This window comes from Rhodococcus mengyinensis, assembly GCF_048381435.1.
Taxonomy (GTDB): domain Bacteria; phylum Actinomycetota; class Actinomycetes; order Mycobacteriales; family Mycobacteriaceae; genus Rhodococcus_F; species Rhodococcus_F opacus_D.
On record NZ_JBLWIT010000082.1, the window covers coordinates 1 to 7,962 of the forward strand.

Consider the following 7,962-nt stretch of genomic DNA (forward strand, 5'->3'; position numbering starts at 1 on the left):
GACACGATCCTTGACGGCACCCCGAGCCCCGTGCCGGCGGGCGTAGCCTGGGGTAATGCGTTACACCGACTGGGGTGAGCGTGCCTCTCGGTGGTCCGGAATTCGCAGTAAGACAGTCGATGTGCACGGCACGAAGGTGCACTACCTGGTAACCGATCAGACGCGGGCATCCGAAGTGCCGGTTCATCTACTCGTTCCCAACCCGGCCAACAGCGCCTCGAACTGGCTCGACGTACTCGCGGAACTGCGACCACACGCGCACGCGATCGCGGTAGACCTACCCGGCACGATCGCCGGCCACACCGCGCTGCCGAACCGGCGCGCGACGAGCATCGAAACCAACGCGCTGTTCCTGCGCGATTTCATCGATGCACTCGGGCTCGATCGGGTCACGGTGCACGGCTGGTCGGCGGGCGGGATGGTGGCGTTGATGTTCGCCGACCAGGCACCCGAACGGGTCGACGGGCTCGTGTTGGTGGCGCCGGCACTTCCTCCCCCGCTGAGCGACGGCGAGGCGCGCATGTGGCAAACCCTCGGCAGGGCGGGGTTGGCCATCGTCGCACCGGCCGCCCGGGTGCTGCTCCGGGTTTCGGGGCGGCGCATCCTCGCCCGGAAGCTGCGGCCAACGGCCGATCCCGCGTCGATTGCGGGCACGAGAATGTCACCGGAAATCGCCGGTCTCATGCGGGAGGAGATGTCGGCGGTCGCGCCGAGGTGTTTGGGTCGCGCGGTCACGGTGTATGCCTCGCTGCTGTCGCTGATGCTCGTCCGCCGGCGACCCGTGCTCGACGCGATGCGCCGAGTCGCCTCGCCGACTCTTCTTGTCTGGGGCGATGAGGATCGCATCGCTGCCCGCGCGTCGATCGATGACTGGACGGCGCAGCGGCCCGACTGGAATCTGGTGGTCCTCCACCGCGTGGGTCACGCACCGCCGTTCGAAGTCCCCACCGATTACGCTCGCACGGTCATCGACTGGTGTGGTCCACGGGTTCACGACCGGTAGAGGATCGAAAAAGACGCTTACCTACCCTCACATGCTGCGCCTTTGCTCAGCAGCATGTCACGGATACAGGGTTCGTTGACGGCGTCCCAGTCGGAGACTGATGGATTACCCGCGTTCTCACAAAGCGTGATCCAGTGATCGATCGCCCCGTAGGTGATCGAACCGACCGTCATCCCCGTCAACTAGATCATCTCGCAGAACATCGACGCGACGTGCCTCACATCGACTGCACAAGTGCAAGATCTGCGCAGAACTCACTGAGACCGTGCAGCGGAAAGCGAAACCGTACAGTTCCACGGCGCCTAATTCGTCACCGTCGAGGACTCTATGTCGGTGGTGCACCGCTCACAAGGCCGACTGAGTCCGGCGAGCACGAAACTGCTGGCCCGTGGCCTCCGCGGGGTGCGCACGTCGACGACGAAAACCTCCCACTCCTCGGGGTCCCGAGGCGGGCGGTGACGACCTCGGCGACCGCGGTCACCAGCCACGAAACACCCCGTTTACCGGTGCCGCCGCGTGATCCGGTCTCGATTATCCGCACCAACGCGGACCGTCCCACCATGTCGCGGTCCGGAGCGCGAGCAGGTGCCCCGCCAGCGTCGAGTCCTGGACAGCCAGGTCTCCGCTCTCCGTGGCCATGGGGCCGGAATACCGTGGCATCGACGCCGATATGCACCCGCTCTGCCGGCACCCGGCGCGCCTCGATCGGTGGCTGTCCGCGCCCGGCGACCTCAGAGGTATATCTCGACCAGCGAGCGGAGGGCGTCCCAGTGCCCGGGCGCGAGCCGGGGCACGCCTGGGGAGACCACGGCGGAGGTGCGGGCCAGCGCGACGGTGAGCCCGCCGACGAGATCAGGGAATTCGGCCTTTGTTTCGGTGGCGGGGATCCGGTCGAGCGGCGGGTACACGGCGAGTCGAGTGAGGATCCGCTCCAACTCGATGCGGTGCCCGAGTCCGGTGAAGGTGTGAATGTCCTCCCGCAGACCTCGGGTGATCGGCAGGTCCTCGGGTTCGATGATGTACCGGCGGGCGATGGCGGCAGACGCCTGCCCGGTCAGCAGCAGGCGGTACAGGGTGTCGGTGACGATGGCGTCGCATGCGGCAGGTCTGTGCGGTCCACCTCGATATCGGCCACCTCCCTGAACACGTGACCGAAGGTGGCCTCTCCCATGACACTCATCCGCACTCCTCTTCCCGGAGCCGCCGCATCTCCCCGTTGAATTCGGGTGCCTCCTCGCGAGTCCGTGCTGTGCGGGCGAGAGGCTCCGCATACGGTCACCTGGTTGTCTGCCGGTGTCATCTCCTGGGGCAGAGCCCTCTCGTGTGCGGTTCACGAACGGGAAGAGTGGGCAGTAGTTGCACGTCTGCGCGAAGAGCGCTGCACGTCGTCGACCGGCCGTTGATCACGAACGTGGTGTCAGCGAGCAAACGTGGTGTCGTGCCCCGAACACCGCTAGGAACACCGCACCGGCAAAACCACACATGCCACGCTGATCACTACGTGCACAACATGTTTCATCGCGGCCTCATCGCCAAACACCGTTCATCCATCCTGACCATCGCGGTGCCGTTCGCGGGAATTGCGGTGGGATGAGGAGGGGGCCGGTGGCCGAAGTGCTCGCAGCGGTGGGCGGCTGTCCACCGAGATGGAACGAACTGCGGCGCGCAGCGACCTGCCGCAAGGCGTGATAGCCGGTAGCGCCCGCGGCACACCGGTCAGGTGGTGGTGAGTGCCTCCCGGGTGTCGGCGTGGCCGAGGACCGTGACGGCGATGACGGTGAGGCCGACGAGAATGTCGTTGATCGTGGCCGGGGTAGTTCCGGTGCCGAGTCCGTAGTCGAACAGGAACGGCGAAAGGAGCAGCCATCCACCGAACAGCCCGCCGAGGGTGCTGGCGGTGAGCAATCGCAGTGGGCGCGCCAGCCGGGCGAAGCCGAGTGCAGCGATCGCGAGTCCGACGAGTATCTCGTTCCAGCGGGCTATGGACCAGAACGTGGTACCGGATTCGTGCCACAGGAACGGGGACATCGCGACCCAGAGACCGAACAGCAGCGTGATGGTGCTGACCATGCCGGGGGTTTGAGGGCCAGGGACCCGCTGATGCCAGCGGCTGTTCTGGTCGATACGCTCGGTCGGGCCGAGAATTAGTCGCTCCACGAAGCCGCGGTGCCCCCGGGCGTCAATGAGCGGAAGCTCTCCGGTGGGTGGGTCGCTGGTCATGGTGCTCACTCCCTTACGGCTGTTATTCGTCCTCCGTTGTGTCCAGGGTGACGCACCGATGTGAAGCTGGACCTGTCGACTCCTTTGCAGTTGTGTGACGGACCAGCATGCCGCGGACACGGACGGGTCCGGTGGTGGGAGGATGCAGGCATGAGCGCACGGGTGTTGATCGTCGAGGACGACGACCGGGTCCGTGCCGCCTTGCGGTTGGCGCTCGAGGACGAGCGCTACGACGTCGACGAGGCCGAGGACGCGGAAACCGCTCTCACTCTGGTGCGGCGCGACGGTGCGCCGCACGTGATGATCGTCGACCTGATGCTCGGAGAGATGGACGGCTTCACCTGCATTCGGGAAATCCGCCGCGACCACGACGTGCCGATCATCGTGGTCAGTGCGCGTGATGACACCCATGACGTGGTGGCCGCGCTCGAGGCGGGGGCCGATGACTACGTCACCAAACCCTTTGAGATCAAGGAGATCACCGCCCGGATGCGGGCACTGCGCCGCCGGGCTGCCGCGGCCGGCGACCGGGACGTACCACGCGATGTGGTCCTCGACTCCGATCCGGGCGGTCCGCTGGTGCTCTCCCCCGGGCGCGGCACCGTTCGGCGCGGCGATAGGGAACTGCACCTGACGTTGACCGAGTTCCGATTGCTGTGTGAGCTGGCCGAGTCGCCCGGACAGGTACTCAGCCGCAGCGTCCTGCTGGACCGGATATGGGACCGTGGCTTCTTCGGCGACGAACGTATCGTCGATGTGCACGTGCGGCGGTTGCGCACCAAGATCGAACGCGATCCCGCCGAGCCCCGGGTGGTGGTGACCCTGCGCGGGCTCGGGTACCGGCTCGATGCCCCTCCTTAGGCCCGGGTGGGGCAGCCTCGGCCTGCGTGGTCGGGTGATCGCCTCCTTCGCCATCGGTGCGGCGCTGGTGTCACTGGTGCTGGCCGTGTCGGTGTTCACCATCAGCCGTAGCTACATGGTCGGGCAGCGTGAGCACTCCGCGCAGCGGCAGGCCGACACCCACGCCGAGTTCCTGCGGAACCTGCTCGACAACCCCGATTCGTCAGCCCTGGCCGTGCTGGGCGCACTCGATCCGCCGGTCGATACCTTCCTGCTGCTGCGTTACCGCGGGGACTGGTTCGGCTCCACACCCGACGGCGGCCCCGACCAGCTGCCGGCCGGCCTCGCCGCTGCCGGCTCGGCGAGCACGGTTCCTGTCGACCTCAACGGTCAGCCCTATCTCGCGGTCACCACCCCGGTCAGCGACCGCGGCGACACCCTCTATGAGTTCGCGCCACTGACCGAACTCCAGGCGACGCTGGGGGTTCTACGGATAGCGCTCGCCGCGTGTGCCCTCACCGCCACCTGCGGGGGCGCCCTGCTCGGACTATGGGCTGCCCGCCGGGTCCTGACGCCGCTGAGTCAGCTTGCCGGGACCACCGCGACCATCGCCAGCGGTGAACTCGGCACCCGGCTCCCCGATACCGGCGACCCAGATCTGGCCACTCTCGTCGCCTCGTTCAACACGATGGTCGACTCGTTAGAGCACCGCATCGAACGCGAACGCCGCTTCTTCGGCGACGTCAGCCACGAACTGCGCACCCCGCTGACCACCCTGACCACCAGTGTGGAAGTCCTCGGCCGCCACGCACACGAGCTACCAGACCGGTCGCGGCGCGCTCTGTCGTTGATCACCGCTGAACTCGATCACCTCCGTCGACTCCTCGACGACCTGCTCGCCCTCGCCCGCACCGAAGCCGGCCTCCACCAGGACGATCCGGAACTGGTCTCGCTACGCGAACTGGTGACCCACACCCTCATCGACTCGCAGCGTCACACCGACCTGCTCACGGTCGAGTCCGACAGCATCGTCCGCGTGCACAAGAGAGCACTCGAACGTGTCTTTCTCAACCTGATGAACAACGCCGACCAGCACGGGGGCGGGCTCGTCGGCATCGGCGTGCAGCGCGACGGCCAGACGGCTGTCATCGACTTCGACGACACCGGTCCGGGCATCGCACACGCCGACCGGGAACGCATCTTCGAACGCTTCACCACCGCCCAGGGAGGCCGCAAGGCCGCCGCCGGAACCGGCCTCGGTCTCGCCCTGGTCGCGGAAACCCTGACCGCACACCACGGCCGGGTTCGCTGTACCGACAGACCCGGCGGCGGAACCCGATTCACCGTCACACTCCCGATACCGCCGGCCGACCCCGGCGGACATGGCTCCTGAAGGTATCCGCGCATCGCGGCCGCCGGACCCTCCACGCTTCAGCCAACCCCCAGGTAACACCACCGAAGTCCGCCTCATCGCGTCACGCCAACCGAGTACAGACTCGATATCCTCGCCGATCCCGCCACGCTTGTTCTCCGACCAGCCGCGCTCGCGGCCGCTCAACAAATCGCGCTGCTCAGAGAACCCCGGGCGCCGGGCGGTCCGATCACCGTCACACTGGACCTGATCGACAGCCGAGTCCGACCCGGACTGACCACCCCGCTCACCTTCACCTGTGACGAGGCCGAATCACAAACGTTCCGCGTGGGACATCCAACGATCGGCAACTGATCACGCGATAGACACCGCGGGACCACCCGCGAACCCGGATAACAATCAAGACCTCCGTGTCGCGGAACCGCCTTAGGGAGGCTGCGGCAACGCGGTAATGTCCGACCGCATCAATCACTGCTGCGGCATCGACACCAGTCGCCCCACCACCCGCCGCTGCGTACACCCCGCACGCCTCTGACCGGACTTCCGCAGCTGATGGGCACACGATTCCGCGAAAAGGCGTGTTGACGTGCGGGGACGCCGCGCGGCCGCGTTGGGGTCGTGTTACTACAGGCCTTGCTTTGGCGGGATCTCGCTTACGCGTCGGTGGGGGCGAAGTCGAAGAACCGGGGCGGTTCGGGCAGCTCGAGCGCGGTAAGGATCTTTCGCTGCCCGGCGGTGACGGCGGAGCGTTGCGCCACCTGGCCGTGGTCGGTGGCGAGGGTGACCAGGTGCATCCGGTCGAGCTCGTGACGGATGCTGCGCCAGGTGTCACCGGTGGCGGTCTCGGCGACCCGGATCAGCAGCAGCGCCAGCCAGCACAACTGGACGTGGGCGCGGATGCGGTCCTCGCGGTGGTGGAAGACCGGCCGCAGCCCGAGCGAGCCCTTCATGTCGCGCCACCCGGCTTCGACGGCGAGCAGCTGCTTGTAGGCGGCGGCCAGGTCCTCCGGGGTGAGGGTGGTGTCGGACGTGCGTAGCAGCCACTTGCCGTCCAGGCCGGCCTCGGTCTTGATCGCCGTGTGGTCGATGCGCAGCAGCCCGGTGTTGGTGCGCCGCAGATACCGTCGCAGTCCCGGCTTGGATTTGAGCGAGCCGACCAGCTCGTCGCGGCGGCGCGATGTCCAGGTGTCGGAACCGTCGATCAGCTCTTCGAGGTGCGCGACGAGGTTCTCCCGTACGGCCGCGTCGCGGTCCGCCTGGTCCGGGTTGTGGCAGACGACGAATCGCCTGGTCCGGGCGCCGCCGTCGCCGTCCCCGTCACCGCCGGGCGCGACGTGCACCTCCTTGACCCGCAGGTTGCCGGCCACGGTGTGGTAGCGGCCCGGCCTGGCGAGCGCGGCGGCGGCCTCGGTGTTGGTGTGGCGCAGCTTCTCGGCGTGGATGTAATGCCCGCCGCCGCGGGTCAAATACGCTCGGTTCGCGGCGGAGGCGAAACCACGGTCGGCGACCCAGACCAACCGGCGCAGGTTCCACCCGTCCAGGTCGTCTTTGACGGTGCGGATGATCGCGGTGTCGGCGGTGTTGCCGGGGAAGGTCCAGCAGCGCACCGGGATCCCGTCGCGGGTGACGGCCATCGCGATCACCACCTGCGGCAGGTCGGTGCGGAAGTCCTTGGAGTGGCCGAACTCCCGCGCCCCGGACTCGGCCGGGTTACCGGCCCCGTCGTCGCTGGGCGGATCGGCCCGCTCCGGGCCCTCGGTCTCGAAGTAGGTGCTCGTCGTATCGACGAAAACGATGTCCAAATCCAGGTTTAACAGGTGCGCAACGGAATTGAACACATCGGCGGCGATCTCCTCGAGGGCGTCGAGGAGGAAGTCCATGCCCCGGTAGGCCTGATCGTCGGACAACGCGGTCATGTGCTCGATGGCGACGCGTTCGGTCACCCAGCCGGTCGCCGCGAGCTTCGAGCCGGGTTCGAGCGCGCGCTGGGCGACGAGGGTGAAGATCACCCGCTCCACCGCGTCGGCGGCGAGCCGCCGCCCCTCGGCGGCGCGGCGGATCGCCGCCGAGATCCCCAGCCGGTCCCAGAGCCGGTCCAGCGTCCACGCCCCGCCGAGGCGCCGGCAGTCGAGGATCTCCACCTCCCCGCCCGCGGTCGACGCCGCGGCGGACTGGTCGGGGGCGAGGAACCGCGAGATCGACGACACCAGCCGGGCCAACCCGTCCCGGTCCACGGTCTCGGCGCGGCCGAAGTTGTGGATCACCTTCGCGGTCGGCGAGCCGGTGTCCGGGTGCCGCTCGTTGTGCGCGAGCTGCAGATACGACACCACCGAGCCGTCCTTGTTCTTCCGCCGCGTCTCCCGCAGGTACATACCTACACAACACCACATCGCATGCGGCTTCACCAGCCGACACGCCGCAAGTCGTGTGCCTACAGATTTTCGCGTTCCAGACACCCTGCACCGCTCTGACCTGCGCCTTCATTCCGCGGCAGGCACGAAAATGCCTACGAACTGCGGAAGTCCGG

The 7,962-nt window shown here is 67.5% G+C and carries 6 protein-coding genes; 3 read left to right on the forward strand and 3 right to left on the reverse strand.

The genetic code is table 11. The annotated features are described in order from the left end of the window. Nucleotides 1–55: 55 nt before the first annotated feature. Nucleotides 56–1,003: an alpha/beta fold hydrolase gene (locus tag ACNJ7E_RS15265; protein ID WP_418340308.1), complete on the forward strand. Its 948-nt coding sequence runs from the start codon at nucleotides 56–58 to the stop codon at nucleotides 1,001–1,003. A gap of 731 nt (nucleotides 1,004–1,734) precedes the next feature. Here ACNJ7E_RS15265 and ACNJ7E_RS15270 read toward each other — a convergent pair. Next, nucleotides 1,735–2,274, reverse strand: coding sequence for a DUF1931 family protein (locus ACNJ7E_RS15270; protein WP_418340309.1), 540 nt, complete (start codon nucleotides 2,272–2,274; stop codon nucleotides 1,735–1,737). Between the two features lie 445 nt (nucleotides 2,275–2,719). Further along, on the reverse strand, nucleotides 2,720–3,223 hold the full coding sequence (locus tag ACNJ7E_RS15275; RefSeq protein WP_368680645.1) for an SPW repeat protein: 504 nt from the start codon (nucleotides 3,221–3,223) through the stop codon (nucleotides 2,720–2,722). A gap of 150 nt (nucleotides 3,224–3,373) precedes the next feature. Between ACNJ7E_RS15275 and ACNJ7E_RS15280 the strand changes: the two genes are divergently transcribed. Both ACNJ7E_RS15280 and ACNJ7E_RS15285 read left to right on the forward strand, forming a co-directional pair. After that, complete coding sequence (locus ACNJ7E_RS15280) at nucleotides 3,374–4,084, forward strand: response regulator (RefSeq protein WP_418340310.1); 711 nt, start codon at nucleotides 3,374–3,376, stop codon at nucleotides 4,082–4,084. Further along, nucleotides 4,071–5,456: a sensor histidine kinase gene (locus ACNJ7E_RS15285; protein WP_418340311.1), complete on the forward strand. Its 1,386-nt coding sequence runs from the start codon at nucleotides 4,071–4,073 to the stop codon at nucleotides 5,454–5,456. The genes ACNJ7E_RS15280 and ACNJ7E_RS15285 overlap by 14 nt, the downstream gene beginning before the upstream one ends. A 632-nt stretch (nucleotides 5,457–6,088) precedes the next feature. On the opposite strand, the gene ACNJ7E_RS15290 is transcribed toward ACNJ7E_RS15285, so the two are convergent. Continuing rightward, on the reverse strand, nucleotides 6,089–7,807 hold the full coding sequence (locus ACNJ7E_RS15290; RefSeq protein WP_418340312.1) for an IS1634 family transposase: 1,719 nt from the start codon (nucleotides 7,805–7,807) through the stop codon (nucleotides 6,089–6,091). Nucleotides 7,808–7,962 lie beyond the last annotated feature (155 nt).